Source organism: Streptomyces sp. NPDC044571 (assembly GCF_040647115.1).
Taxonomy (GTDB): Bacteria; Actinomycetota; Actinomycetes; order Streptomycetales; family Streptomycetaceae; genus Streptomyces.
Genome location: NZ_JBEZBN010000001.1, coordinates 38707 through 62947 on the forward strand (window position 1 = coordinate 38707; position 24241 = coordinate 62947).

19 protein-coding genes and 1 pseudogene are annotated in these 24241 nt (G+C 72.1%); 14 read left to right on the top strand and 6 right to left on the bottom strand.

What is annotated here, in order from left to right:
* Positions 1-3: 3 nt before the first annotated feature.
* Together AB0B01_RS00135 and AB0B01_RS00140 are read right to left on the bottom strand one after the other, a co-directional pair.
* Positions 4-322: pseudogene (locus AB0B01_RS00135) on the bottom strand (replication initiator); the annotation flags it as partial.
* A 131-nt stretch (positions 323-453) separates the two neighbouring features.
* A complete protein-coding gene (locus tag AB0B01_RS00140; protein WP_361711402.1) occupies positions 454-1005 on the bottom strand; it encodes an adenylosuccinate lyase in 552 nt (183 codons plus the stop codon).
* Positions 1006-1431: 426 nt separating this feature from the next.
* Between AB0B01_RS00140 and AB0B01_RS00145 the strand changes: the two genes are divergently transcribed.
* The 11 genes from AB0B01_RS00145 (at position 1432) to AB0B01_RS00195 (ending at position 14790) form a co-directional block, all read left to right on the top strand.
* On the top strand, positions 1432-3234 hold the full coding sequence (locus AB0B01_RS00145; RefSeq protein WP_361711404.1) for a 3-hydroxybutyryl-CoA dehydrogenase: 1803 nt from the start codon (positions 1432-1434) through the stop codon (positions 3232-3234).
* 175 nt (positions 3235-3409) lie between these two features.
* Positions 3410-4237, top strand: coding sequence for a TetR family transcriptional regulator (locus tag AB0B01_RS00150; RefSeq protein ID WP_361711406.1), 828 nt, complete (start codon positions 3410-3412; stop codon positions 4235-4237).
* Between the two features lie 404 nt (positions 4238-4641).
* A complete protein-coding gene (ccrA, locus tag AB0B01_RS00155) occupies positions 4642-5979 on the top strand; it encodes a crotonyl-CoA carboxylase/reductase (RefSeq protein WP_361711408.1) in 1338 nt (445 codons plus the stop codon).
* Between the two features lie 31 nt (positions 5980-6010).
* Positions 6011-8062, top strand: coding sequence for a protein meaA (locus tag AB0B01_RS00160; RefSeq protein WP_361711410.1), 2052 nt, complete (start codon positions 6011-6013; stop codon positions 8060-8062).
* Positions 8059-9033: a CoA ester lyase gene (locus tag AB0B01_RS00165; RefSeq protein WP_361711412.1), complete on the top strand. Its 975-nt coding sequence runs from the start codon at positions 8059-8061 to the stop codon at positions 9031-9033. Before AB0B01_RS00160 ends, AB0B01_RS00165 begins: the two co-directional genes overlap by 4 nt.
* 4 nt (positions 9034-9037) lie before the next feature.
* Positions 9038-9550, top strand: a complete 513-nt coding sequence (locus tag AB0B01_RS00170) for a MaoC family dehydratase (RefSeq protein ID WP_356846341.1) — start codon at positions 9038-9040, stop codon at positions 9548-9550.
* A 2-nt stretch (positions 9551-9552) separates the two neighbouring features.
* A complete protein-coding gene (locus AB0B01_RS00175) occupies positions 9553-10758 on the top strand; it encodes an acyl-CoA dehydrogenase family protein (protein ID WP_356846342.1) in 1206 nt (401 codons plus the stop codon).
* A 186-nt stretch (positions 10759-10944) separates the two neighbouring features.
* The gene (locus AB0B01_RS00180) at positions 10945-11601 is read left to right on the top strand and encodes a phosphatidylserine decarboxylase (RefSeq protein WP_361711415.1); all 657 of its coding nucleotides are present in this window, start codon (positions 10945-10947) and stop codon (positions 11599-11601) included.
* A 25-nt stretch (positions 11602-11626) separates the two neighbouring features.
* The gene (gene pssA / locus AB0B01_RS00185; protein WP_356846406.1) at positions 11627-12448 is read left to right on the top strand and encodes a CDP-diacylglycerol--serine O-phosphatidyltransferase; all 822 of its coding nucleotides are present in this window, start codon (positions 11627-11629) and stop codon (positions 12446-12448) included.
* Positions 12449-12741: 293 nt separating this feature from the next.
* Positions 12742-14223 (top strand): AlkA N-terminal domain-containing protein, encoded by a 1482-nt coding sequence (locus AB0B01_RS00190; RefSeq protein ID WP_361711417.1) that lies wholly within the window; start codon positions 12742-12744, stop codon positions 14221-14223.
* A gap of 15 nt (positions 14224-14238) precedes the next feature.
* Positions 14239-14790 carry a methylated-DNA--[protein]-cysteine S-methyltransferase gene (locus AB0B01_RS00195; RefSeq protein ID WP_361711419.1) on the top strand — a complete coding sequence of 184 codons (552 nt, stop codon included), beginning with the start codon at positions 14239-14241 and terminating at the stop codon, positions 14788-14790.
* Here AB0B01_RS00195 and AB0B01_RS00200 read toward each other — a convergent pair.
* Entirely contained in the window at positions 14733-15161 is a 429-nt protein-coding gene (locus AB0B01_RS00200; protein ID WP_361711420.1) for a hypothetical protein, read from the bottom strand. The two genes, AB0B01_RS00195 and AB0B01_RS00200, sit on opposite strands and share 58 nt — an antisense overlap.
* 35 nt (positions 15162-15196) lie before the next feature.
* The gene (locus tag AB0B01_RS00205; RefSeq protein ID WP_361711422.1) at positions 15197-15697 is read right to left on the bottom strand and encodes an NUDIX hydrolase; all 501 of its coding nucleotides are present in this window, start codon (positions 15695-15697) and stop codon (positions 15197-15199) included.
* A 274-nt stretch (positions 15698-15971) separates the two neighbouring features.
* Between AB0B01_RS00205 and AB0B01_RS00210 the strand changes: the two genes are divergently transcribed.
* Positions 15972-17120, top strand: coding sequence for a glycerate kinase (locus tag AB0B01_RS00210; protein WP_361711424.1), 1149 nt, complete (start codon positions 15972-15974; stop codon positions 17118-17120).
* A gap of 384 nt (positions 17121-17504) precedes the next feature.
* On the opposite strand, the gene AB0B01_RS00215 is transcribed toward AB0B01_RS00210, so the two are convergent.
* The gene (locus tag AB0B01_RS00215; RefSeq protein ID WP_361711725.1) at positions 17505-18098 is read right to left on the bottom strand and encodes a cysteine hydrolase family protein; all 594 of its coding nucleotides are present in this window, start codon (positions 18096-18098) and stop codon (positions 17505-17507) included.
* A gap of 194 nt (positions 18099-18292) precedes the next feature.
* On the opposite strand from AB0B01_RS00215, the gene AB0B01_RS00220 reads away from it, so the two are divergent.
* Complete coding sequence (locus tag AB0B01_RS00220) at positions 18293-19267, top strand: helix-turn-helix domain-containing protein (RefSeq protein WP_361711426.1); 975 nt, start codon at positions 18293-18295, stop codon at positions 19265-19267.
* An 18-nt stretch (positions 19268-19285) separates the two neighbouring features.
* Entirely contained in the window at positions 19286-22084 is a 2799-nt protein-coding gene (locus AB0B01_RS00225) for a SpoIIE family protein phosphatase (RefSeq protein WP_361711428.1), read from the top strand.
* 25 nt (positions 22085-22109) lie between these two features.
* Here the strand turns inward: AB0B01_RS00225 and AB0B01_RS00230 are convergent, their stop codons facing one another.
* Entirely contained in the window at positions 22110-24170 is a 2061-nt protein-coding gene (locus AB0B01_RS00230) for a SpoIIE family protein phosphatase (RefSeq protein ID WP_361711430.1), read from the bottom strand.
* Positions 24171-24241: the final 71 nt, after the last annotated feature.

Below are 24241 nucleotides of genomic sequence, written 5' to 3' on the forward strand. Positions count from 1 at the left end.
GGCCGGGACGGTCGTGCCGCCGCGCAGTCCGGCGGCGATGAGCTGGTAGGTGTCGTAGCGGTAGACGGTCGAGCAGGCCGGGCAGCGGGTCGCGCGGCGGTTGCAGCAGCGGACCAGCAGCTCGCCCGCCGGGAGCTGCCGCGCGTCGAGGTGGTCGAGGACCTGGCCCCGCCGCGGTGTCGACGCGGGTGCGGTGCCCAGGCAGGCGGATCGGACGAGCGCAGCCGCCGAGCCCCCGCCAAACCTGGCGGGCCAAGGGTGAGAGGTACCCGGCGGCGGCGAGCTTCGCCAGCCGGGCGGCCAGCCGCGCCCAGCGTTCCAGCGCCGAATCCTCGACGGGGTCACGGAGGGTCGCCGCTGTGCGGGTCTGGGAGGCGGCTTCGACGGCAAAGGCCCCCTGCGGCCAGGCGGGTGATGTGGCTGTCGTCGTTTCCGCTCATGGGGGCGATCTTGTCAGCCGAGCCCGCGCAGCGCGCCCGTCGCCGCCACCGCGAGCCGCGGATGGGACTGGGCGCGGGTGAGGACCTCGCGGGCGCGGGGGTCGGCCAGGGCTCCGAGTCCCTCCACGCAGGCCAGGGCGACGCGCCAGTACGGGTCGTTCGGCGCGAGCAGCCGCGACAGGGTCCGGATCAGTGCCGGGGCGGATTCCGGGGCCCGCAGGGCGGTGAGCAGGCGGACCGGCTGGAGGGCGTACGCGGTGCGCAGTTCGTTCGTCGCCAGGGCAGCCGCCGCCCGGGCCGTGCGCGGGTCCGCCAGCACCGCCAGCGCCTCCGCCGCGGCCGCACAGCGCGGTGGGTCCCGGTGGTTCAGCAGCAGCACCAGCGGTTCGAAGGCCCGCCGGTCCCCGGCCAGACCCAGCCGGTAGGCGGCCAGTTCACGGGCCCACAGGGGCCGGCCCGCCGAGGTCAGCGAGTCCGCCAGTGCATCCGGGTCCGCGGCGAGCAGCGCCTCGTACTCCGGCGATCCGACCGATTCCGTCCGCAGGCGCTCCAGCACGTCGTTCACGCCGCCACCCTAGGCGGACACCGCCGCCGCCACGCCGGGTTTCCCGCAGGCCCACCCCCCGCAGCGAGTGGTTGATCGATGATCGATGATCGGTACATTTGGGCGGTACAGGTCACATCTCCGCGCTCTGGCGCGCCAGTTACCGGCGGGTTACGCTCCCTCCAACGTACGAGGCCGGCCTGGTGACGCAGCCGCCCCGTACCAGTCGGTCCGGTACCACAGGTACTCCTCGTGTTACGGCGCGGCCCCGGGACAGGGTCCGCCGCTCTCCGCCCCGCCCGCTCTCCGGGCTTCTCATGCGGTCATTCCCGATGTCCGGATTCCGGTCCCCCGCCTTGCGGGTCCCCGGCTCCCCGGAGCCCCCGGCCGCGCTCGTGCGCCGCGCGCCGCCCCCCAGTCGTCACCCTCATCCACTGGAGTCCCGCGATGGACCTTCCGTCCACGTCCAGTCAGTCCACCCTGCAGACCATCGCCGTCGTCGGCCTCGGCACGATGGGCACCGGCATCGCCGAGGTCCTCGCCCGGGCCGGCCGCGAGGTCATCGGCATCGACATCAGCGAGACCGCCGCCCGCCGCGCGAGTTCCGCCCTGGCGGCCGCCACGGCCCGCGCGGTGACCCGCGAGCGCCTCACCGAGCAGGAGCGGGAGGGCGTCCTCGCCCGGTTCCGCACCTTCACCGAACTGACCGCCGCCGCCGAGGCCGATCTCGTCATCGAGGTCGTCCCGGAGGACTACGAGCTCAAGCAGCGGCTGTTCCGGGAGCTCGACGCGATCGTGCGGCCCGACGCCATCCTGGCCACCGGCACGAACGCCCTGTCGGTGACCCGGCTCGCCGCCGAGTCCCAGCGCCCCGAGCGGGTCCTCGGCCTGCACTTCTTCAACCCGGCCCCGGCCATGAAGCTGGTCGAGGTCGTCTCCAGCGTCCTGACCGCCCCGCCGGCCGTCGAGGCGGTCACCGCGCTGGCCCGTGAGCTCGGCAAGGAGCCCGTCTCGGTCGGCGACCGCCCCGGTTTCGTGGCCGACGGCCTGCTCTTCGGCTACCTGAACCAGGCCGCCGCCATGTACGAGTCGAAGTACGCCTCCCGCGAGGACATCGACGCGGCGATGCGGCTCGGCTGCGGTCTGCCCATGGGCCCGCTCGCCCTGCTCGACCTGATCGGCGTCGACACCGCGCGCACCGTCCTGGAGGCCATGTACGCCTCCTCCGGCGACCGGCTGCACGCCCCCGCCCCGATCCTCGGGCACCTCGCCGAGGCGGGCCTGACCGGGCAGAAGTCCGGCCGCGGCTTCTACACGTACGCCGAGCCCGGCAGCTCAGCGATCGTGCGCGACGCGCAGACCCCGCTGGACGGGGCCCGGCTCGGCGAAGGCCGTCCGGTCACCTCGGTCGGCGTGGCCGGTTCGGGCACCATGGCGAGCGGGATCGCCCAGGTCTTCGCACAGGCGGGCTTCGACGTGGTGCTCGCCGCCCGCAGCCAGGAGAAGGCCGATGCGGCGAAGGCCGCGATCGGCACCTCCCTGGGCCGGGCGGTCTCCAAGGGCCGGCTGACGGAGGAGAACGCCGCCCGGACGCTGGCCCGGATCACCCCGGCCGGCTCCCTGGAGGCCTTCGCCCAGGTGGACCTGGCCGTGGAGGCGGTGGCCGAGGACCTCGCGGTCAAGCAGGAGCTGTTCGCGGCCCTGGACAAGATCTGCAAGCCGGGCGCGGTGCTGGCCACCACGACCTCCTCGCTCCCGGTGATCGCCTGCGCCCGCGCGACCTCGCGCCCGCAGGACGTGATCGGCATGCACTTCTTCAACCCGGCGCCGGCCATGAAGCTGGTCGAGGTGGTCCGGACCGTCCTGACCTCCGACGACGTGCACGCCACGGTCCGCGAGATCTGCACGAAGGTGCGCAAGCACCCCGTCGACTGCGGCGACCGGGCCGGGTTCATCGTGAACGCGCTGCTGTTCCCGTACCTGAACAACGCCGTGAAGATGGTCGAGCAGCACTACGCGAGCCTCGACGACATCGACGCCGCGATGAAGCTGGGCGGCGGCTACCCGATGGGTCCCTTCGAGCTCCTGGACGTCGTCGGCCTGGATGTCTCGCTGGCCATCGAGAAGGTGCTCCACAAGGAGTTCCGCGACCCGGGACTGGCCCCGTCCCCGCTGCTGGAGCACCTGGTGGCGGCGGGCTGCCTGGGCCGGAAGACCGGCCGCGGATTCCGTGAGTACGCCCGCCGGTAAGCCGCGTCCCGCCCCCGGGGCCTCTGAACCGGATGCGTGGGGAGGGCTGCTCGGGTCCGCCGGACCCTCACCGCGGACACACCCTCCCGAGCCCAGTGCGGGCTCTCCCCCGCATCCACCCCCGCCTCACCCCCCTCAGGCGCGCTCACCCGGGCGAATGAAGTACTTTCGCTCTATGTCCCAGCCCGCCAAGACCTCACCCCGCACCACCACGGCGTCCGACGGCCCGGAAAGCGCGGCCGGCACCAAGGCGGCCGCGCAGCGCCTCAAGATGCGGCGCGAGCTCGCCGCCGCCGCGATGGAGCTGTTCGCGACCAAGGGGTACGAGGCGACGACGGTCGACGAGATCGCCGCGACCGCCGGGGTGGCCCGCCGGACCTTCTTCCGGCACTTCCGGTCCAAGGAAGAGGCGATCTTCCCGGACCACGACGACACCCTGACCAGGGCCGAGGCGGTCCTGGACGTGGCTCCGGCGCACGAGCACCCGCTCGACACCGTGTGCCGCGGGATCAAGGAAGTCATGAAGATGTACGCCGCCTCCCCGGCGGTGTCGGTCGAGCGCTACCGGCTCACCCGGGAGGTCCCGGCGCTGCGGGAGCGGGAGATCGCCTCGGTGGCCCGGTACGAGCGGCTGTTCACCCGCTACCTGCTGGCCCACTTCGACGAGCACGAGCCCCACGACGGCAACGACGACCCGCTGCTGGCCGAGGTGGCCGCGTCGGCGGTCGTCACCGCGCACAACCACGTGCTGCGGCGCTGGCTGCGGGCGGGCGGCCAGGGGGACGTGGAGGCCCAGCTCGACCACGCCTTCGCGATCGTGCGCAAGACGTTCGGCACCGGGATCGGCGCGGGCCGCACCCTGAGCGGTCCGCCGGCCGCGGCGCCGACGGCGCCCGCGGAGGTCCGTACGCAGGGCGAGGTGCTGGTGGCGGTGGCCCGGACGGACGCTCCGCTGGACGAGGTCATGCGCACCATCGAAGAGGCGCTGAAGAACAAGCCGTAGTCATCCGCGTCACAGCGGCCGCTCCCTCACCGGGGGCGGCCGCTTTCGTTTGTCCGACTTGCCCCTACTCGCGGGTAACTCTGATCGATCATCGCTCATCTGCGCAGGTCAGTAGGCAAATGAGAGAAAGTTTTGGCACGCGGTGCCTTGCTGAGTGACACGGGGTGCCATACGTTGAATCTCGTCCGGATGTCCCCGCGGTCCCGCCCACTCGGCACGGACCGCGCCCCGGACGCCTGCGTCACCAGGCACCGCAAGCGCCCCACCACAGGCGTCGAGCAGCACCACCGCTTCGCCGAACCGACGGCCCACGCACCACGCACCACGCAATACACCCCACCCGCACCACGCAGCCGCGTATCCCCTCAGCGCACCCTCATCAGCGCTTAGCCGGAGGCAACACCGTGAAGGACATCCTGGACGCGATCCAGTCGCAGGCCGCTACGGCCGCCGACTTCGCGGCCCTGCCGCTCCCCGACTCGTACCGCGCGATCACCGTGCACAAGGACGAGGCGGAGATGTTCGCCGGGCTCACGACGCGCGAGAAGGACCCGCGCAAGTCCCTGCACCTCGACCAGGTCCCGCTGCCGGAGCTCGGTCCGGGCGAGGCACTGGTGGCCGTCATGGCCTCCTCGGTCAACTACAACTCCGTGTGGACCTCGATCTTCGAGCCGGTGTCCACCTTCAGCTTCCTGGAGCGCTACGGGCGCCTGTCGGAGCTCACCAAGCGCCACGACCTGCCGTACCACATCATCGGCTCCGACCTCGCGGGCGTCGTGCTGCGCACCGGCCCCGGCGTGAACGCCTGGAAGCCGGGCGACGAGGTCGTCGCGCACTGCCTGTCGGTCGAGCTGGAGTCCTCGGACGGCCACAACGACACCATGCTCGACCCCGAGCAGCGCATCTGGGGCTTCGAGACCAACTTCGGCGGCCTGGCGGAGATCGCCCTGGTCAAGTCGAACCAGCTGATGCCGAAGCCGGACCACCTCAGCTGGGAGGAGGCCGCCTCCCCCGGCCTGGTCAACTCCACCGCCTACCGCCAGCTGGTCTCCCGCAACGGCGCCGGCATGAAGCAGGGCGACAACGTCCTGATCTGGGGCGCGAGCGGCGGACTCGGCTCTTACGCCACCCAGTTCGCCCTGGCCGGCGGCGCCAACCCGATCTGCGTGGTCTCCAGCCCCGAGAAGGCGGACATCTGCCGCGCGATGGGCGCGGAGGCGGTCATCGACCGCAACGCCGAGGGCTACAAGTTCTGGAAGGACGAGCACACCCAGGACCCGAAGGAGTGGAAGCGCTTCGGCAAGCGCATCCGCGAGCTGACCGGCGGCGAGGACATCGACATCGTCTTCGAGCACCCCGGGCGCGAGACCTTCGGCGCGAGCGTGTACGTCACCCGCAAGGGCGGCACCATCACCACCTGCGCGTCGACCTCGGGCTACATGCACGAGTACGACAACCGCTACCTGTGGATGTCCCTCAAGCGGATCATCGGCTCGCACTTCGCGAACTACCGCGAGGCGTGGGAGGCCAACCGTCTCATCGCCAAGGGCAAGATCCACCCCACCCTGTCGAAGGTCTACTCGCTGGAGGAGACCGGCCAGGCCGCGTACGACGTCCACCGCAACCTCCACCAGGGCAAGGTCGGCGTCCTCGCGCTGGCCCCCGAGGAGGGCCTGGGCGTGCGCGACCACGAGATGCGCGCGAAGCACCTCGACGCCATCAACCGCTTCCGGAACATCTGAGACCGTTCGAGGGCCAAAGGGACAGCCTGAGATGACAGAGCGCCAGAAAGACCGTCCGTGGCTCATGCGGACGTACGCCGGCCACTCCACGGCCGAGGCGTCCAACGAGCTGTACCGCCGCAACCTGGCCAAGGGCCAGACCGGCCTGTCGGTCGCGTTCGACCTGCCGACGCAGACCGGCTACGACCCCGACCACATCCTCGCCCGCGGCGAGGTGGGCCGGGTCGGGGTCCCGGTCTCCCATCTGGGCGACATGCGGCGGCTGTTCCAGGACATCCCCCTGGAGCAGATGAACACCTCGATGACGATCAATGCCACCGCCATGTGGCTGCTGGCGCTCTATCAGGTGGCCGCCGAGGAGCAGGGCGCGGACATATCCAAGCTCCAGGGCACCACTCAGAACGACATCGTCAAGGAGTACCTCTCGCGCGGGACGCACGTCTTCCCGCCCGGGCCCTCGCTCCGCCTGACGACGGACATGATCGCCTACACGGTCAACCACATCCCGAAGTGGAACCCGATCAACATCTGCTCGTACCACCTCCAGGAGGCGGGGGCCACCCCGGTCCAGGAGATCTCGTACGCGATGTCGACGGCGATCGCCGTGCTGGACTCGGTGCGCGACTCCGGGCAGGTCCCGGAGGACCGTTTCGGTGAGGTGGTCGCCCGTATCTCCTTCTTCGTGAACGCGGGCGTCCGTTTCATCGAGGAGATGTGCAAGATGCGCGCCTTCGGGCGGATCTGGGACAAGGTCACCCGCGAGCGCTACGGCATCGAGGACGCCAAGCAGCGCCGCTTCCGGTACGGCGTCCAGGTCAACTCCCTGGGCCTGACCGAGGCGCAGCCGGAGAACAACGTCCAGCGGATCGTGCTGGAGATGCTCGCGGTCACCCTCTCCAAGGACGCCCGGGCCCGCGCCGTGCAGCTGCCCGCCTGGAACGAGGCGCTGGGCCTGCCCCGGCCCTGGGACCAGCAGTGGTCGCTGCGCATCCAGCAGGTCCTCGCCCACGAGAGCGACCTGCTGGAGTACGAGGACATCTTCGCCGGCTCCCACGTCATCGAGGCCAAAGTCGACTCCCTGGTCGCCGACTGCCTGGCCGAGATCGACCGGATCCAGGAGATGGGCGGCGCGATGGCCGCCGTCGAGTCCGGGTACCTGAAGTCCCAGCTCGTCTCCTCGCACGCCGAGCGCCGCGCCCGCATCGAGGCGGGCGAGGACAAGATCGTCGGGGTGAACTGCTTCCAGCAGACCGAGGAGAACCCGCTCACCGCCGACCTGGACACCGCGATCATGACGGTGGACGGTGCGGTCGAGGCGCTCACCGTCGAGCGCATCGCCCGCTGGCGGGCCGAGCGGCAGGAGTCCTCGGAGCGGCAGGGCGGCGGCGACCCGTTCGTCTTCCCCACCGTCGGGCAGGCCCTGGACCGGCTGAAGGAGGCCGCGGCCGGGACCGAGAACCTGATGGAGGCCACCTTGGAGTGCGCCCGGGCCGGTGTCACCACCGGCGAATGGGCGAGCGCGCTGCGCGAGGTGTTCGGCGAGTTCCGCGCCCCGACCGGGGTCTCCTCGGCCCCGGTGGCGGTCACCGCCGAGGAGGGCACCCCGATGGCCCTCGTCCGGGAGAAGGTCGCCCGGACGGCCGAGGAACTGGGCAGCGGCCGGCTGCGCCTGCTGGTGGGCAAGCCCGGCCTGGACGGGCACTCCAACGGCGCCGAGCAGATCGCCGTACGGGCCCGCGACGCCGGCTTCGAGGTGGTCTACCAGGGCATCCGGCTCACGCCCGAGGAGATCTCCGCGGCGGCGCTGGCCGAGGACGTGCACTGCGTGGGACTGTCCATCCTGTCCGGCTCGCACAGCGCGCTCGTCCCCGACGTGCTGGAACGGCTGCGGGCGGCGGGGGCGGGTGACATCCCCGTCGTGCTCGGCGGCATCATTCCCCAGGCCGACGCCGTGGCGCTGAAGGCGGCCGGAGTCGCCGCCGTGTTCACCCCCAAAGACTTCGGTATCACGGAGATCATCGGCCGTATCGTCGACGAGATCCGGAAAGCGAACAAGCTCGACCCTCTGGAGGTCCCCGCATGACCACGCCCTCTGCGCCGGTGAACCGGCTGCGACCGCGCCGCTCCTGCCTCGCGGTGCCGGGTTCGAACCCGCGCTTCCTGGAGAAGGCCCAGGGCCTGCCGGCCGACCAGGTCTTCCTCGACCTGGAGGACGCCTGCGCCCCGCTCGCCAAGGAGGGCGCCCGGCACACGATCGTGGACGCGCTGAACAACGGCGACTGGACCGGCAAGACCCGGGTCGTGCGCGTCAACGACTGGACCACCCACTGGACGTACCGCGATGTCATCACGGTCGTCGAGGGCGCGGGCCAGAACCTCGACTGCATCATGCTGCCGAAGGTCCAGGACGCCCAGCAGGTCGTGGCGCTGGACCTGCTGCTGACCCAGATCGAGAAGACGATGGGCTTCGAGGTCGGCAAGATCGGCATCGAGGCGCAGATCGAGAACGCCAAGGGCCTGGTGAACGTCGACGAGATCGCCGCCGCCTCGCCCCGGCTGGAGACCATCATCTTCGGCCCGGCCGACTTCATGGCCTCCATCAACATGAAGTCCCTGGTCGTGGGCATGCAGCCGCCCGGCTACCCGGCGGACGCCTACCACTACATCCTGATGCGGATCCTGATGGCGGCCCGCATGCACAACCTCCAGGCGATCGACGGACCCTTCCTCCAGATCCGCGACGTGGACGCGTACCGCGAGGTCGCCGGGCGCGCGGCGGCCCTGGGCTTCGACGGCAAGTGGGTGCTGCACCCCGGCCAGGTCGAGGCGGCCAACGAGGTCTTCTCCCCCTCGCAGGAGGACTACGACCACGCCGAGCTGATCCTGGACGCGTACGACTGGTGCACCTCCGAGGCCGGCGGCAAGAAGGGCTCGGCGATGCTCGGCGACGAGATGATCGACGAGGCCAGCCGCAAGATGGCCCTGGTCATCGCGGGCAAGGGCCGCGCCGCCGGCATGCAGCGCACCACCAAGTTCGAGATCCCGGAGGCGTAGGGCCATGCAGTTCGGACGCACGTACGAAGAGTTCGAGGTCGGGGCGGTCTACAAGCACTGGCCCGGAAAGACGGTCACCGAGTACGACGACCACCTCTTCTGTCTGCTGACCATGAACCACCACCCCCTCCACATGGACAGCAACTACGCCGAGAACACGACCGACTTCGGCAAGAACGTGGTCGTGGGCAACTACATCTACTCGCTGCTGCTGGGCATGTCGGTGCCCGATGTCTCCGGGAAGGCCATCGCCAACCTGGAGATCGAGTCCCTGCGGCACGTGGCGCCGACCTTCCACGGCGACACCATCTACGGAGAGACCACGGTCCTCGACAAGACCCCGTCGAAGTCGAAGGACGACCGCGGGATCGTCTACGTCGAGACCAAGGGCTACAAGCAGGACGGCACCCTCGTCTGCGTCTTCCGACGCAAGGTGATGGTCCCGACCGAGACGTACATCAAGGAGCGCGGCGGCGAGCAGCCCGGCCGCCCGCAGCTGAAGGAACAGGGGAAGTAGCCATGGCCCGACTCGCCCAGACCGCCGGGCTCAACGACGTCCAGCGGGAGATCCTCAAGACCGTCCGGGAGTTCGTCGACAAGGAGATCATCCCGGTCGCGACCGAGCTGGAGCACCGCGACGAGTACCCGCAGCAGATCGTCGACGGTCTCAAGGAGCTCGGCCTGTTCGGGCTGATGATCCCGGAGGAGTACGGCGGCCTGGGTGAGTCGCTGCTCACCTACGCACTGTGCGTGGAGGAGATAGCGCGCGGCTGGATGTCCGTCTCGGGCATCATCAACACCCACTTCATCGTGGCGTACATGCTCAAGCAGCACGGCACGCAGGAGCAGAAGGACCACTTCCTGCCGCGCATGGCGCTGGGCGAGGTCCGCGGCGCGTTCTCGATGTCCGAGCCGGGGCTGGGCTCCGATGTGTCGGCCATCACGTCCAAGGCGGTGAAGGACGGGGACGAGTACGTCCTGAACGGCCAGAAGATGTGGCTGACGAACGGCGGCAGCTCCACGCTGGTGGCCGTCCTCGTGCGAAGTGATGAAGGACACCCCGAGGGCACGGCGCCCCACAAGTCGATGACGACCTTCCTCGTCGAGAAGGAGCCGGGCTTCGGTGAGGTCCGTCCGGGCCTGACCATCCCCGGCAAGATCGACAAGATGGGCTACAAGGGGGTCGACACCACCGAGCTCATCATGGACGGACTGCGCATTCCGGCCAATCGGGTGCTCGGAGGCCAGACCGGCCGAGGGTTTTACCAAATGATGGACGGGGTCGAGGTCGGCCGCGTCAACGTGGCGGCGCGTGGCTGCGGCGTCGCTCAGCGTGCTTTCGAGCTCGGTGTCTCTTATGCCCAGCAACGTCATACTTTCGGCAAGGCGATCGCCGAGCACCAGGCCATCCAGTTCAAGCTGGCCGAGATGGCTACCAAGGTCGAGGCCGCCCATGCAATGATGGTGAACGCAGCACGCAAAAAGGACTCTGGGGAACGAAACGACCTCGAAGCAGGGATGGCGAAGTACCTCGCCTCCGAGTACTGCAAAGAGGTGGTGGAGGACGCCTTCCGCATCCACGGCGGCTACGGATTCTCGAAGGAGTACGAGATCGAGCGCCTGTACCGCGAGGCCCCCATGCTGCTGATCGGTGAAGGTACTGCCGAGATCCAGAAAATGATCATCGGGCGACGCCTGCTTGAGGAGTACCGACTCCAGGGCTGAAAGTCCCTTTTGCGGCGAATCCTCCGCGGGTTCGCCGCAAAAGTGTCACTTGCAGTCACTGGCCGACGGCCATCGACTCGGCTTCTGGCTTGCCCAGTTGTTGCGTGCAACCGATAGCATTCCAGTAAAGCCGCCGTCCCGTCCCCCTGTTTGCGGCGCGGCAATCACCCGCTACGAAGGTCATCCATGCCCCACAGCCAAACCTCTGCACCTCGCGTCGGCATCCTCGGTGGACGTCTCGCACGCGGAGCATCGCCGTGGCTTCTGCCGACCGTCGCCACCGCGGCGCTCAGCCTCACCCGGGCCCGCAAGTCCGGACGCTGGGCCGCGGCGGCCGTGCCCGCCACCGCGCTCGCCGCGGGCATGCTGTGGTTCTTCCGCGACCCCGAGCGTGAGATCGCCCAGGGTCGTGTCATCTCCCCCGCCGACGGCGTGGTGCAGAGCATCATGCCGTGGAAGGACGGGCGCACCCGCGTCGCGATCTTCATGAGCCCGCTGAACGTCCACGTCAACCGCGCGCCCCTCGCGGGCACGGTGACGTCCGTGGAGCACATCCCCGGCGGCTTCGTCCCGGCGTTCAACAAGGAGAGCGAGAACAACGAGCGCGTTGTCTGGCACTTCGACACCGAGCTCGGCGACATCGAGATGGTGCAGATCGCCGGCGCCGTCGCGCGTCGCATCGTCCCGTACCTGCCGGCCGGTACCAAGGTGGAGCAGGGTGAACGCATCGGTCTGATCCGCTTCGGCTCCCGCGTCGACATCTACCTCCCGGAGGGCGTCGAGGTCGCGGTCGAGGTCGGGCAGGCCACCACCGCGGGGGTGACCCGAATTGACCGTGACTGACCCTGAGACCCCGGCCACAGGCTGGATCCCGGAGGCCGCGGAGGAAGAGTCCGCAGAAGACGACATGCCGCTGTCACTGAGGCTGTCGATAGCGGACACGCTCACCCTCGGCAACGCCACCTGCGGATTCATGGCGGTGTACTTCACCACCACCGGAATCCTCATCCCGCACCTCACCGGCAGCGGCGAGTCCGGCATGGCCCGGCACAGCGCGGCGACCGCGGTGATACTGATGCTGCTGGCGGCGGTCTTCGACCTCTTCGACGGCATCGTGGCCCGCAAGCTGCGCAGCTCGCCGATGGGCGCGGAGCTGGACAACCTGTCCGACCTGATCAGCTTCGGGCTGGCGCCCGCGTACTTCGTGCTGGTGTACGGCATGGTCGCGGACGACGCGCACCAGAAGATGTCGGCGCTGGCGGCGATCGTGGTGCTGCTGGCGGTGGTCCTGCGCCTGGCGAGATTCAGCTGCGTGACGATGAAGGACGGCATGTTCCAGGGCATGCCGAGCCCCTTCGGGGCCTTGACGGTCGTGTCGATCGTCCTGCTGGAGCTGCCGTTCGTGCCGACGCTGCTGGCGATCATCGGGGTGGCGTGGCTGATGGTGAGCCGGGTCGAGTACCCGAAGCCGCGGGGTGTCCTCGCGGTGGCGATGCTCAGCTGGATCGTCGGGGCGATGGGGCTGCTGGCGGCGTGGGCGTTCGACGCGCCGGGCGGGCAGCTGCTGCTGCAGACGGGATGCGCGCTGCAGATCGCTCTCGCGGCGACGATCCCGCTGTTCGCGACGACCCGCCGCGCGAACACGTTCCGCCACAACCGGCGCGAGGCCCGGGCGGCCCAGCTCCCGTAACGCCGACGCCGACCGCTGCTCGTCATGAAGGGCCCCCGGTGCCACTGGCACCGGGGGCCCTTTGCTGCCGGGGGCGCTGCCGCTGAGGCGGTGCGGCGGGCACGGCCGCGGGCGGGCGTGGCCCGGAGGCGGTGGCTTCGAAGCGGGGCGGTGACGGACGCGGGGCGGGGTGTCGTCCGCTCTCAGCCGCGCCGGCGACAGAGACGTTGGGCCGGGGGCGGGACCGGGCAGGGCTTAGGCTTGGTGTCGGAAAATCGCCAGCTTCGCCGGGGCGGGGCCAGGATGCTGGAGCCATGTACACCGACACCGACCGCTGCGTCAGGGCAGTGCAGTCGAAGGACGCCCGTTTCGACGGATGGTTCTTCACCGCCGTCCTGACCACCCGGATCTACTGCCGGCCCAGCTGCCCCGCCGTGCCCCCGAAGGTCGAGAACATGACCTTCCTGCCCAGCGCCGCCGCCTGCCAGCAGGCCGGGTTCCGGGCCTGCAAGCGGTGCCGGCCCGACACCTCCCCCGGTTCCCCCGAGTGGAACGCCCGCGCCGACGCCGTGGCACGCGCCATGCGGCTCATCCAGGACGGTGTCGTGGACCGCGAGGGCGTGCCGGGGCTCGCGGCTCGGCTCGGGTACTCCGCCCGCCAGGTCGAACGGCAGCTCAACGCCGAGCTCGGCGCCGGGCCCCTCGCGCTCGCCCGGGCCCAGCGGGCGCAGACGGCCCGGCTGCTCATCGAGACCTCCGAGCTCCCCATGGGCGACATCGCCTTCGCCGCCGGGTTCTCCTCCATCCGGACCTTCAACGACACCGTGCGCGAGGTGTTCGCCCTCGCGCCGAGCGAGCTGCGGAGCAGGGCCGGGAAGGCCGGACGGCAGAAGCCCCGGATTCCCGGGACGATCAGCCTGCGGCTGCCCTACCGGGCCCCGCTCAACCCCGACAACCTCTTCGGCCACCTCGCCGCGACCGCCGTGCCCGGGGTCGAGGAGTGGCGGGCCGGGGCGTACCGGCGGACGCTGAGGCTCCCGCACGGCACCGGTGTCGTCGCCCTGAGCCCGCAGCCCGGCCACATCGGCTGCCAGCTCGCCCTCACCGACCTGCGCGACCTCACCATCGCCATCAGCCGCTGCCGCTGGATGCTCGACCTCGACGCGGACCCCGAGGCCGTGGACGACCAGCTGCGCGCCGACCCCCTGCTGGCACCGCTCGTGGACAAGGCCCCGGGGCGCCGGGTGCCGCGTACCGTCGACGCCGCGGAGTTCGCGGTACGGGCGGTCCTCGGCCAGCAGGTGTCCACCGCCGCGGCCCGTACGCACGCCGCCCGGCTGGTCACCGCGTACGGCGAACCGGTGGCCGACCCCGACCCGGACGGGGGGCTGACCCACGTCTTCCCCTCCCCGCAGACCCTCGCCGGGCTGGACCCCGAGGCGTTGGCCCTGCCCCGCAGCCGGCGCACCACCCTCACCACCCTCGTGGCGGCGCTGGCCGACGGTTCGCTCGCGCTCGGCATCGACAGCGACTGGGAGGCGGCCCGCGGGGAGCTGAACGCCCTGCCCGGCTTCGGCCCGTGGACCACCGAGGTGATCGCGATGCGGGCGCTGGGCGACCCGGACGCCTTCCTCCCGTCGGACCTCGGCGTCCGCCGGGCCGCCGCCGGGCTCGGGCTGCCGTCCACGCCCGCGGCGCTCACCGCCCGGGCGGCCGAGTGGCGGCCCTGGCGCGCGTACGCCGTCCAGTACTTGTGGGCCACCGACACCCACCCCATCAACCACCTGCCCGTCTGAGGAGTACGCCCCGTCATGGACAGCAAGCAGCACACCGTCGTCGACAGCCCGTACGGGCCGCTCACCCTGGTCGCCACCGAAGGCGTCCTCAGCGGCCTCTACATGAGCGGACAGCGGCACCGGCCGGCGGAGGAGACCTTCGGCGAGCGGGTCGCCGCGTCCGAGGGGCCCTTCCCCGAAGTGGCCCGGCAACTGGCGGCGTACTTCACCGGGGAGCTCACCGAGTTCGACCTCCCCGTCAGGCTGGAGGGCACGGAGTTCCAGCGCAGCGTATGGGCGCAGCTCGTACGGATCCCCTACGGCAGCACGTGGTCGTACGGGGAGCTCGCGGCCCGGCTCGGCAAGCCGAACGCCTCCCGCGCGGTGGGCCTGGCCAACGGCAAGAACCCGATCGGGATCATCGTGCCGTGCCACCGGGTGATCGGCGCCTCGGGCGGCATGACCGGGTACGGGGGCGGCATCGAGCGCAAGGTGCAGCTCCTGGCCTTCGAGGCCGGGACGCTGCCGCTTCAGATCACGGCGAGCGGGACCAGCAGCGCGAAGGCGGCCCCCGCCTCCACGGCGTAACCGTAGAGAGAGGGGTGCTGCACGGGGGCGGCCAGGAGGACCACGCTCTGCCGGCCGGCGGCGGCCGCCACCCAGTCGGCGTCGGCGCCGAGGTTGCCCTGGTACCAGCCCTCACAGGCGCCCGGGCCGGTGACGGCGAGGAGGTCGTCCTCGCGCCGGTAGAACGCCTGCCAGCCGGCTGCGGGCACGGCCCAGCCCTCGAAGTCGGTGAACTGGGCCCAGCCGCCCTCGCGTATCGCGGTGTCGAACACCCACACCGGCGCCCCGTCCGGGGTGACCTCACCGCCGGCCTGCTGGTCGGTCGTGAAGTGGACCATGGGCAGGGCGTCGGGTCCGTCGGCCGTGCTGGGCCAGGCGTACATCGTGATCATCAGCTGATTCTGTCCTGCTCGGAGTAAGCCCGGTGTTACGGGGTGAGCGGCCGTCGGCCGTTCTCCAGCTCCACGGTCCCCTCGCCCGACTCCAGGACCCGGTACGCCTCCAGGGTGCGCAGGCCGAGCGAGCCGAGGAGGTGGGCGGTGAGCTCGGCGGGCTCCACGAGCCGCCAGGAGAGCAGCTCCTCCTCCTGGAGCCTGATGGAGGCGAGCTGCTCCCCGTCGAGCACGCCGCCGTCGAAGAGGTAGGCGACCAGCGGCGGCCGGCCCGCCCCGAGGGTCCAGTCGACGGCGAGCAGCCGCCCGAGCGGCAGGTCGAGGCCGATCTCCTCGGCGCTCTCCCGCCGGGCCGCGGCCCGCGGAGACTCCCCGCTGTCGGACTCGATGGTCCCGCCGGGCAGCGCCCACCCCTCGCGGTAGTTGGGCTCCACGAGCAGCACGCGCCCGGCGGCGTCCCGGTAGAGCACGGCGGCCCCGGCCAACACCCGGGGCAGGCTCGCGATGTAGGTGGCGTAGTCATCCGTGGTGGTCACCGGGCAACCCTACCCAGCCCGCTCGCCGCCCCGGCAGGAGGCCGTACGGTCACTGCTCCGGGCCGGGCGGGCCTGCCGGAGCCCGCATCGGGTGCGGCCGGGCGTGCCCCTTTCCGGGAATCGGCCCGCATGCGGCCACACTATGCACGCACATGTACTGCTATAGGGGCATGGTGTGCCGGGTGTGGTCCAGGCCACCCATGGGCATAGGAGGATCCTCCGGATAGGCTCATGGTGGCGCGACTGCACTGTTCGATAGCAAGGGATTAGCAAGGTGACGGACGGAGCAGTAACTGAGGCCGCGCGCGTGCTCATCGCCGCGGACAAATTCAAGGGCTCGCTCACGGCCGTTCAGGTCGCGGAGCGGGTGACGGCGGGTCTTCGCAGGGCCGTACCGGGCGTGGAGGTCGAGACCCTCCCGGTCGCGGACGGCGGCGACGGCACGGTCGCGGCCGCTGTTGCGGCCGGTTTCGAACGCCGGGAGGTACGGGTCACCGGACCGCTCGGCGAGCAGGTCACGGCCGCCTTCGCGCTGCGCGACGGTACCGCCGTGGTCGAGATGGCGGAAGCCTCCGGCCTGCAGCTGCTGCCGGCGGGCGTCTTCGCCCCGCTGACGGCGACCACGTACGGCTCCGGCGAGCTGCTGAAGGCCGCACTGGACGCGGGAGCGCGCTCGATCGTGTTCGGCGTGGGCGGCAGCGCCACCACCGACGGCGGTGCGGGCATGCTGGCCGCCCTCGGCGCGGTGTTCCTGGATGCGAACGGCGAACCGGTGGGCCCGGGCGGCGGGGCGCTGGCCGATCTGGCCTCGGCCGACCTGTCGGGCGTCGACCCGCGCTTCGCGGAGGTCGACTTCGTCCTGGCCGGTGACGTGGACAACCCGCTGACCGGCCCGAAGGGCTGCGCGGCGGTCTACGGCCCGCAGAAGGGCGCTGCGCCGGAGGACGTGGCGGCGCTGGACGCGGCGCTGGCGCACTACGCGCAGGTGCTGGAGAAGTCGATCGGTCCGAAGGCCGCCGAGCTCGCGGCCTCCCCGGGCGCGGGCGGCGCGGGCGGCATCGGGTACGGCGCCCTGCTGCTCGGCGCGAGCTTCCGGCCCGGTATCGAACTGATGCTGGAGGTGCTGGGCTTCGCCCCGGCGCTGGAGCGGGCGACGCTGGTGATCACCGGTGAGGGCTCGCTGGACGAGCAGACGCTGCACGGCAAGGCTCCGGCCGGTGTCGCGGCGGCGGCGCGCGAGGCGGGCAAGCCGGTCGTGGCGGTCTGCGGCCGTCTGCTGCTGGGCCAGGAGGCCCTGGAGGCCGCCGGCATCCGCAAGGCCTACCCGCTGACGGACCTGGAGCCCGACCCGGCCAAGTCCATCCCGAACGCGGGTCCGCTGCTGGAGCAGGTCGCGGCGAACATCGCCGCCGACGTCCTCTGAGTCGTACGACGTTCCCCGAGCCGTACGGCGCCCGCTGACCCGTACGACGTCCTGGCGTTCCGACGCCGAGGCCCGGCACCCGTGAGGGGGCCGGGCCTTCGCCGTTCGCCTGCGGAGCGGCGGGGGCAGCTGGTATGCCCGGAGCCATGGACCAGCCGACGACCGAGCGACTCGTACTCGTGCCCCTGGACGCCGAGCGGGCCCGCGCGGTGGCCGCGGGGGGCGCCCGGGGCCGAGGACCGGTGGGGGCCCGGGTAATCCCGACGAGGGGGACGGGCCGGGGCCCTGCGGTTGCGGGTGCTCGCCGACGGCGGGGACCCCGGACCCTTCGGGGCGTACGAGATCCGGCGGCGGGACGACGGCGTGGCCATGGCTGCTGCGCCACTACGCGGTGAGCTGGGCCGCCTCGGACGCGGCCAGCAGCTGAGCCGTCGTCACCACCCGGGCGAAGCCGCCACCCTGGAGGTTGACCGCAGTGGCGGTGGCGAGCTGGTCGGCCGTCAGGCTCAGCCCGTCGGGGCCCTCCAGGTCGAAGGTGTGGGTGGCGTCGAGCGGGAGCAGCACGTCGTAGCCCAGGTTGCCGGCCATCCGGGCGGTGGTCTCGACGCACATGTTGGTCTGGATCCCGGTCACCACCAGCTGGCCGATGCCCTGGGCGGTGAGCCATGCGCCCAGGTCGGGGGTGCCGTAGAAGGAGGAGTTGACGGTCTTCGTGACCAGCAGGGCCTCCCCGCCCTGCCGCTGGGCCACGAAGTCCTTGAAGGCGTGTCCGGGCTCCCCCGCGCCGAGGACGGAGCCGGGGACGCGGGAGGTGTGCCGGACGAGCACCACCGGACGGCCGGACTGCTGCCAGGCGTCCATCAGGGCGGCGATGTTGGCCTCGGCGGCCGGGTTGTTGCGGGGGCCCCAGAAGGAGGCGTCGTCGAAGCCCTTCTGCACGTCGATGACCAGCAGGGCGCTCTCCGGAGCGATCTCCATCCGGGTCTTGTCCTCGTTCTCGTGCGCGTTCTCGGTGTGGTGCGCGTTCTCGTGCACGTTCTCGTTCGCGTTCTCTTGCGTGTTCTCGGGCGCGTTCTTCGTCATGCCTCCATGCTGGTCGGCCCGCGGCGGGACCGACAGCGCCGGCCGGGACCCGAAACGATGGGATCCTGCCAGGCTGGCAGGATGGTCGTATGCACCGCGTCGCCGTCGTCGTCCAGCCCGGCATCCGCAGCTTCGACCTCGCCGTCATCACCGAGGTCTGGGGCCCCGATCGCAGCCGCCTCGGCGTCCCGCGCTTCGAGCTGCGCCGGTGCGCCGTCGGCACCGCCCCCATCCCGCTGCCCGGCGGGCTGACCCTGGCCCCCGACCGGGGGCTCGACTGGCTCGGCACGGCCGACCTGGTCGTCGTACCGGCCCTGGCCGACCCCGCCGACCCGACGCCCGAGCCGGTCCTCGCGGCCCTGCGGGAGGCGCACGCCCGGGGCGTGCCGGTCGCCGCGCTCTGCGCCGGGGCGTTCATCCTGGCCGAGGCGGGGCTGCTGGCGGGCCGCCGGGCGGTGACCCACTGGTCACTGGCCCCGCAGCTCGCCGCCCGCCACCCCGCGGTCCTGGTCGAGGACGCCCCGCTGTTCGTGGAGGACGGCGGCCTGTGGACCTCCGCCGGGGTGGCCTCCGGGATCGACCTCTGCCTGCACCTGGTGCGGGCGGCGCACGGCGCGGAGGCCGCGGCGGCCATCGCCCGCTCCATGGTGACGGGCCCCTTCCGCACCGGCGAGCACGCCCAGTACCTGGACCGGCCCGTCCCGCCCGCGGACCGCACCGCCGAGGCCCTGTCCGCCGTACGGGAGCGGGCCCTGCGCCATCTGCACGAGCCGCTGTCGGTCGCCACGCTGGCCGGATGGGCCGGCATGTCCCCGCGCTCCTTCGCCCGCCACTTCACCGCCGCCACCGGCACCACGCCCCACCGGTGGCTGCTCACCCACCGCCTGGACGAGGCCCGCAGGCTGCTGGAGGTCACCGACCACCCGGTCCCGGAAGTGGCCCGGCGCGCGGGCTTCGCCAGCGAGGTCACCTTCCGCCAGCACTTCACCGCGCACGTCGGCCTCGGTCCGCGCGCGTACCGTGCGGCGGCAATCACCGCACAGGCAGCGCCCAAATCCCGTTGACAGTGTTAGAAATGGCTCATGACCGGACGTTTGGGTCGACCCAGGGGATCGCCGCCCCGGCAGCCGACCGGGCGGGACCCGGGCCTGCTGTCGCGCCTGTCCCCGGGTACGCACAGCGTCGCCGGTCAGGTCTTCGCACTCCAGGCCGTGATCGTGCTGCTGCTGATCGCCGCGGCAGCCTTGGCCCTCGTCCTCCAGGAGCGGTCCCACAGCGAGCAGGACGCCCGCCACCGCTCGCTCGCGGCCGCGGAGGCCTTCGCCCACGCCCCCGGCCTTCCGGCGGCGCTGGCGTCCCCCGATCCGACCGCCGTGCTGCAGCCCCTGGCCGATGCGGCACGCCGCGCCTCGGGCGTCGACTTCATCGCCGTGATGAGCCGCGACGGGGTCCGCTTCACCGATTCCCGGCCCGATCTGATCGGCGAGCGCGCCACCGGCGACCTGTCACGGGCCGCCGCCGGACACCCCTTCACCGAGGTGTTCAAGGGCGCGCCGAGCGACGCGGTCCGCGCGGTGGTCCCCGTCCGGGATGCGAACGGGACCGTGGTCGGCCTGATCGGGACCGGGATCGAGGTGGCGAACGTCTCCGACGTGGTGGAGAGCCAGCTGCCGCTGCTCCTCGGCGCCGCCGCGGGCGCCCTGCTGCTCGGGACGGGCGGCGCGGCGCTGGTCAGCCGGCGGCTGCGGCGACAGACGCGGGGCCTGGGCGAGGCGGAGATGGCCCGGATGAACGAGCACCACGAAGCGGTCCTGCACGCCGTCCGCGAGGGCGTGCTCATCCTCAGCGCCGACCACCGGCTGCTGCTCGCCAACGACGAGGCCCGGCGGCTGCTGAACCTCCCCGCCGACGCCGAGCAGCGGCCCGTCACCGAGCTGGGGCTCGACCCGCGCACCACCGACCTGCTGGTGTCGGGGCGGGTCGCGACGGACGAGGTGCACCTGGCGGGCGACCGGCTCCTCGCGGTCAACGTACGCCCCACCAAGCCGTACGGGGGCCATCCCTCCGGCAGTGTCATGACCCTGCGGGACACCACCGAGCTGGCCTCGCTCTCCGGCCGCGCCGAGGTGGCCCGGGAGCGCCTCCAGATGCTCTACGACGCCGGGGTGCGCATCGGGACCACCCTGGACGTGGTGCGGACCGCGGAGGAGCTCTCGGAGGTCGCCGTCCCCCGCTTCGCGGACTTCGTCACGGTGGAGCTGCTGGAGCCGGTGCTGCACGGCGAGGAGCCCTCGGCCGCCGGAGGGGCGTACACCGAGATGCGCCGGGCCGCGATGAGCGGGGTCCGCACGGACCAGCCGCTGCAACCCGTCGGCGACACCATCCGCTTCGTCGTGCCGACCGCCCCGATGGCGGCGGCCCTGGACGCCGGCCATGCGGTGCTCGCGCCCGATCTGCACGCCGCGATGGGCTGGCGGGCCCAGGACGAGGCCGGTACCCGCCAGGCCCTGGACTACGGGCTGCACTCCTTGATCTCCGTGCCCCTCCAGGCGCGCGGGGTGGTCCTGGGCATGGCCAACTTCTGGCGGGCGGCGGACACCCCGGACGCCTTCGACGAGGAGGACCTGTCGTTCGCGGAGGAGCTCGGGGCGCGGGCGGCCGTCTGCATCGACAACGCCCGCCGCTTCACCCGTGAGCACGCGACGGCGGTGACCCTCCAGCGCAGCCTGCTGCCGCGGGTGCTGCCCGACCAGAGCGCCGTGGACGTGGCCTTCCGGTACCTGCCCGCCAAGGCGGGGGTGGGCGGGGACTGGTTCGACGTGATCCCGCTGGCCGGGGCCCGGGTGGCGCTGATCGTCGGCGACGTCGTCGGCCACGGGGTGCACGCGGCGGCGACCATGGGCCGGCTGCGGACCGCCGTGCACAACTTCTCGACGCTGGACATGCCGCCCGACGAGCTGCTGGGCCATCTGGACGAGCTGATCAGCCGGATCGACCAGAACGACGCCGCGCTCTCCCCGGCCGCCGAGGACGGGGGGAAGGCGCCGGCCGGCATCACCGGCGCCACCTGCCTGTACGCCGTCTACGACCCGGTGTCCGGGCGGTGCACGATGGCCAGCGCCGGCCACCCGGGCCCCGCGCTGGTCTGGCCCGACGGACGGGTGGAGTTCCCGGAGCTGCCCGCGGGGCTCCCCCTCGGCGTGGGCGGCATGCCCTTCGAGACCACCGAGCTGCGGCTGCCCGAGGCGAGCCGGCTGGTGTTGTTCACGGACGGCCTGCTGGAGGACCGCGACCGGGACTTCGACACCGGCCTCGGGCTGCTCGCCCAGACGCTCGCACGGACCGACCGCAGCCCGGACCAGGCCTGCTCGGACGTCTTGGCGGCACTGCTGTTCCCCTCCCCGAGCGACGACATCGCCCTGCTGATCGCGGACACGCGGCGGCTGGAGCCCGATCGGATCGCCGAGTGGGAGGTGCCCGCGAACCCGGCCGCCGTCTCGCGCGTACGGGGCGCGAGCTCCGCGCAGCTCACCGCGTGGGGGCTGGAGGACATCGCCTTCACCACGGAGCTCATCCTCAGCGAGCTCGTCACGAACGCCATCCGGTACGGGAGCGCCCCCATCCGGGTCCGGATGCTGCGCGACCGCACCCTGATCTGTGAGGTCTCCGACAGCAGCAGCACCTCCCCGCACCTGCGCTACGCGGCCACCACCGACGAGGGCGGCCGCGGGCTGTTCCTGGTGGCCCAGTACGCCGACCGCTGGGGCACCCGCTACACCGAGCGGGGCAAGGTCATCTGGGCCGAGCTGCCGCTGACCGGCGGCAAGGAGCCCGCCGAGCCGGTGGTGGACCTGGAGAGCCTGGAGGACATGGCCTGGTGAGGCGGCCCGGTCCGCGAGCAGGCCCTCAGGGCCGCGCCGCCGTACGGGCCAGCAGCACGGCCACGTCGTCCTGGGGGGCGCCCCGGAGCAGCCGCGACAGGATCCCGTCGCACAGCAGGTCCAGCTGCTGCCCCGGCTCCTGCAGCGCCACGGCGAGCAGCGCCAGGCCCTGGTCGAGGTCCCGGTCCCGGGCCTCGATGAGGCCGTCGGTGTAGAGGACGAGCAGGCTGCCGGGGGGCAGGGCCACCTCCTCGGTGCGGAAGTCGCGCCCGCCCGTGCCGAGCGGGGTGCCGGGCGGACCGTCCAGGAAGCTGACCTCCCCGGCGGCCGTCACGACGGCCGGCGGCGGGTGGCCGGCGCGGGCGACGACGCAGCCGCCGGTTGCCGGATCGTGGACCGCGTAGACGCAGGTCGCCATCTCGTCCTCGCCGAGGTCGGCGACCGCGGCGTCGAGCGAGCGCAGCAGCTGGGTGGGAGGAACGTCGTGGCGGGCGAGGGTCCGTACGGCCGTGCGCAGCTGTCCCATGACGGCCGCGGCGTGGATGCCGTGGCCCATGACGTCGCCGATGACCAGGCCGGTGCGCCCGCCCGGCAGCTGGATCACGTCGAACCAGTCCCCGCCGACGTCGTGGTCGCTGGCGGGCAGGTAGCGTCCGGTGAGTTCGAGGCCGGTGACCTCGGGCAGGGCGCTGTTGCTGAGGCTGCGCTGGAGGGTCAGGGCGGCGCGCCGCTGGTTGGTGTACATGCGGGCGTTGTCGATGTTGAGCGCACCGCGGGCGACGACCTCGTCGAGGAGGACGCAGTCCGGGGCGTCGAACGGCTCGCGTGCGCGCAGCCGGGTCACGGTGACCGCGCCGAGTACGGTGCCGCGGGCGACCAGCGGGATCAGACGGGCCGAGCCGAGGGTGGCCAGGTAGGCGCGCAGCGGCTCGGCGCGCGGGTCGGTGATCAGCGCCGGGATGTCGGACACGTACAGGTTCATGGGCCGGCCCTCGGCGATCACGCGCTCGTACACCGTCCCGGAGGGGATCCTGAGGGTCTGCCCGGGGGCGAGGCGCGAGGTGGGGGCGGTCGGGTCGGGAAAGCGGACGGCCATCCGGCGTAGCACGCCCTGGTGCGAGGACGCGGCGTCGTCCGGTTCGAGGACGGCCTCCAGCAGCTGTACGTCGGCCGAGTCCGCGAGCTGCGGCACGAGGACGTCGATGATCTCCTCGGCGGTCCGGGTCAGGTCCAGGGTGGTGCCGATCCGCGTGCCCGCCTCGGCGAGGACGGCGAACCGCGCCCGGGCCCGTTCGGCCTCGCTCTGTGCGTGCTGGCCCTCGGTGATGTCGATGAGGGAGGCGATCAGGCCGAGCCGGCGGCCGGAGCCGTCGAGCAGCGGGGCGTACGAGCAGGACCAGGTGCGGTCGTGCAGGGGATCGGCGGGGGTGCGGCCGGTGCGGCGGACGTCGACGACGGCGGTGCCCCGGTCCAGCACCTGCTGCATCGTGGCCTCCAGTGCGACGGCGTTGACGCCGGGCACCACCTCGGTGAGGCGTTTGCCCAGGTGGGCTGCGGCCGAGACGCCGTTCATCCGGGCGAGCGCGTCGTTGACCCGCAGGAAGCGCAGATCGGGGCCGAGGGTGGCGAGGCCGATGGGCGACTGGGTGAACAGGCTCTGGAGCGCGGCGAGGGAGTCCCGCATGCGCAGGACCTCGGAGGTCTCCACGGCGATCAGCATGGCGCCCGTGCGCCCCTGCGGATCGACGGCGGGGACGATCCACATCTCCATGGTGACGCGGTGGCCGTCGCGGTGGCGTACGGGCAGCGTCCCGACCACCGTCTCCCCCGACTGGACGCGCCGGGTCAGATCGTCGGCGAGTTCCCGGTTGGCCTCGGGGACCAGCACGGCCGTCCCGGGCCGGCCGAGGATGTCCTCGGGGCGGTGGCCCAGCAGGTCCTGGGCGGCCAGCGACCATTCCACGATGCGGCCGTCGGCGTCCTCCCGCCACAGGGCGATGGGCAGCAGCTCGCGCAGGACGCCGGCGTATCCGACAGCCGCGGCCGGCTGTTCCGGGACCTCGCTCGTCGACTGGTAAGTGTCCACCGCACCGACCTCACCCCGGGGGGCCTGATTCCTACCGAATCACCCTAGCCGAGCCGCCGGGACGGGGCGCT

Excerpts from the sequence above, each read along its gene's own strand:
- AB0B01_RS00145 (WP_361711404.1), top strand. The coding sequence starts at position 1,432 with ATGGACCTTCCGTCCACGTCCAGTCAGTCCACCCTGCAGACCATCGCC.
- AB0B01_RS00150 (WP_361711406.1), top strand. The coding sequence starts at position 3,410 with ATGTCCCAGCCCGCCAAGACCTCACCCCGCACCACCACGGCGTCCGAC.
- AB0B01_RS00160 (WP_361711410.1), top strand. The coding sequence starts at position 6,011 with ATGACAGAGCGCCAGAAAGACCGTCCGTGGCTCATGCGGACGTACGCC.
- AB0B01_RS00165 (WP_361711412.1), top strand. The coding sequence starts at position 8,059 with ATGACCACGCCCTCTGCGCCGGTGAACCGGCTGCGACCGCGCCGCTCC.
- AB0B01_RS00170 (WP_356846341.1), top strand. The coding sequence starts at position 9,038 with ATGCAGTTCGGACGCACGTACGAAGAGTTCGAGGTCGGGGCGGTCTAC.
- AB0B01_RS00175 (WP_356846342.1), top strand. The coding sequence starts at position 9,553 with ATGGCCCGACTCGCCCAGACCGCCGGGCTCAACGACGTCCAGCGGGAG.
- AB0B01_RS00180 (WP_361711415.1), top strand. The coding sequence starts at position 10,945 with ATGCCCCACAGCCAAACCTCTGCACCTCGCGTCGGCATCCTCGGTGGA.
- AB0B01_RS00190 (WP_361711417.1), top strand. The coding sequence starts at position 12,742 with ATGTACACCGACACCGACCGCTGCGTCAGGGCAGTGCAGTCGAAGGAC.
- AB0B01_RS00195 (WP_361711419.1), top strand. The coding sequence starts at position 14,239 with ATGGACAGCAAGCAGCACACCGTCGTCGACAGCCCGTACGGGCCGCTC.
- AB0B01_RS00200 (WP_361711420.1), bottom strand. The coding sequence starts at position 15,161 with ATGATCACGATGTACGCCTGGCCCAGCACGGCCGACGGACCCGACGCC.
- AB0B01_RS00215 (WP_361711725.1), bottom strand. The coding sequence starts at position 18,098 with ATGGAGATCGCTCCGGAGAGCGCCCTGCTGGTCATCGACGTGCAGAAG.
- AB0B01_RS00220 (WP_361711426.1), top strand. The coding sequence starts at position 18,293 with ATGCACCGCGTCGCCGTCGTCGTCCAGCCCGGCATCCGCAGCTTCGAC.
- AB0B01_RS00225 (WP_361711428.1), top strand. The coding sequence starts at position 19,286 with ATGACCGGACGTTTGGGTCGACCCAGGGGATCGCCGCCCCGGCAGCCG.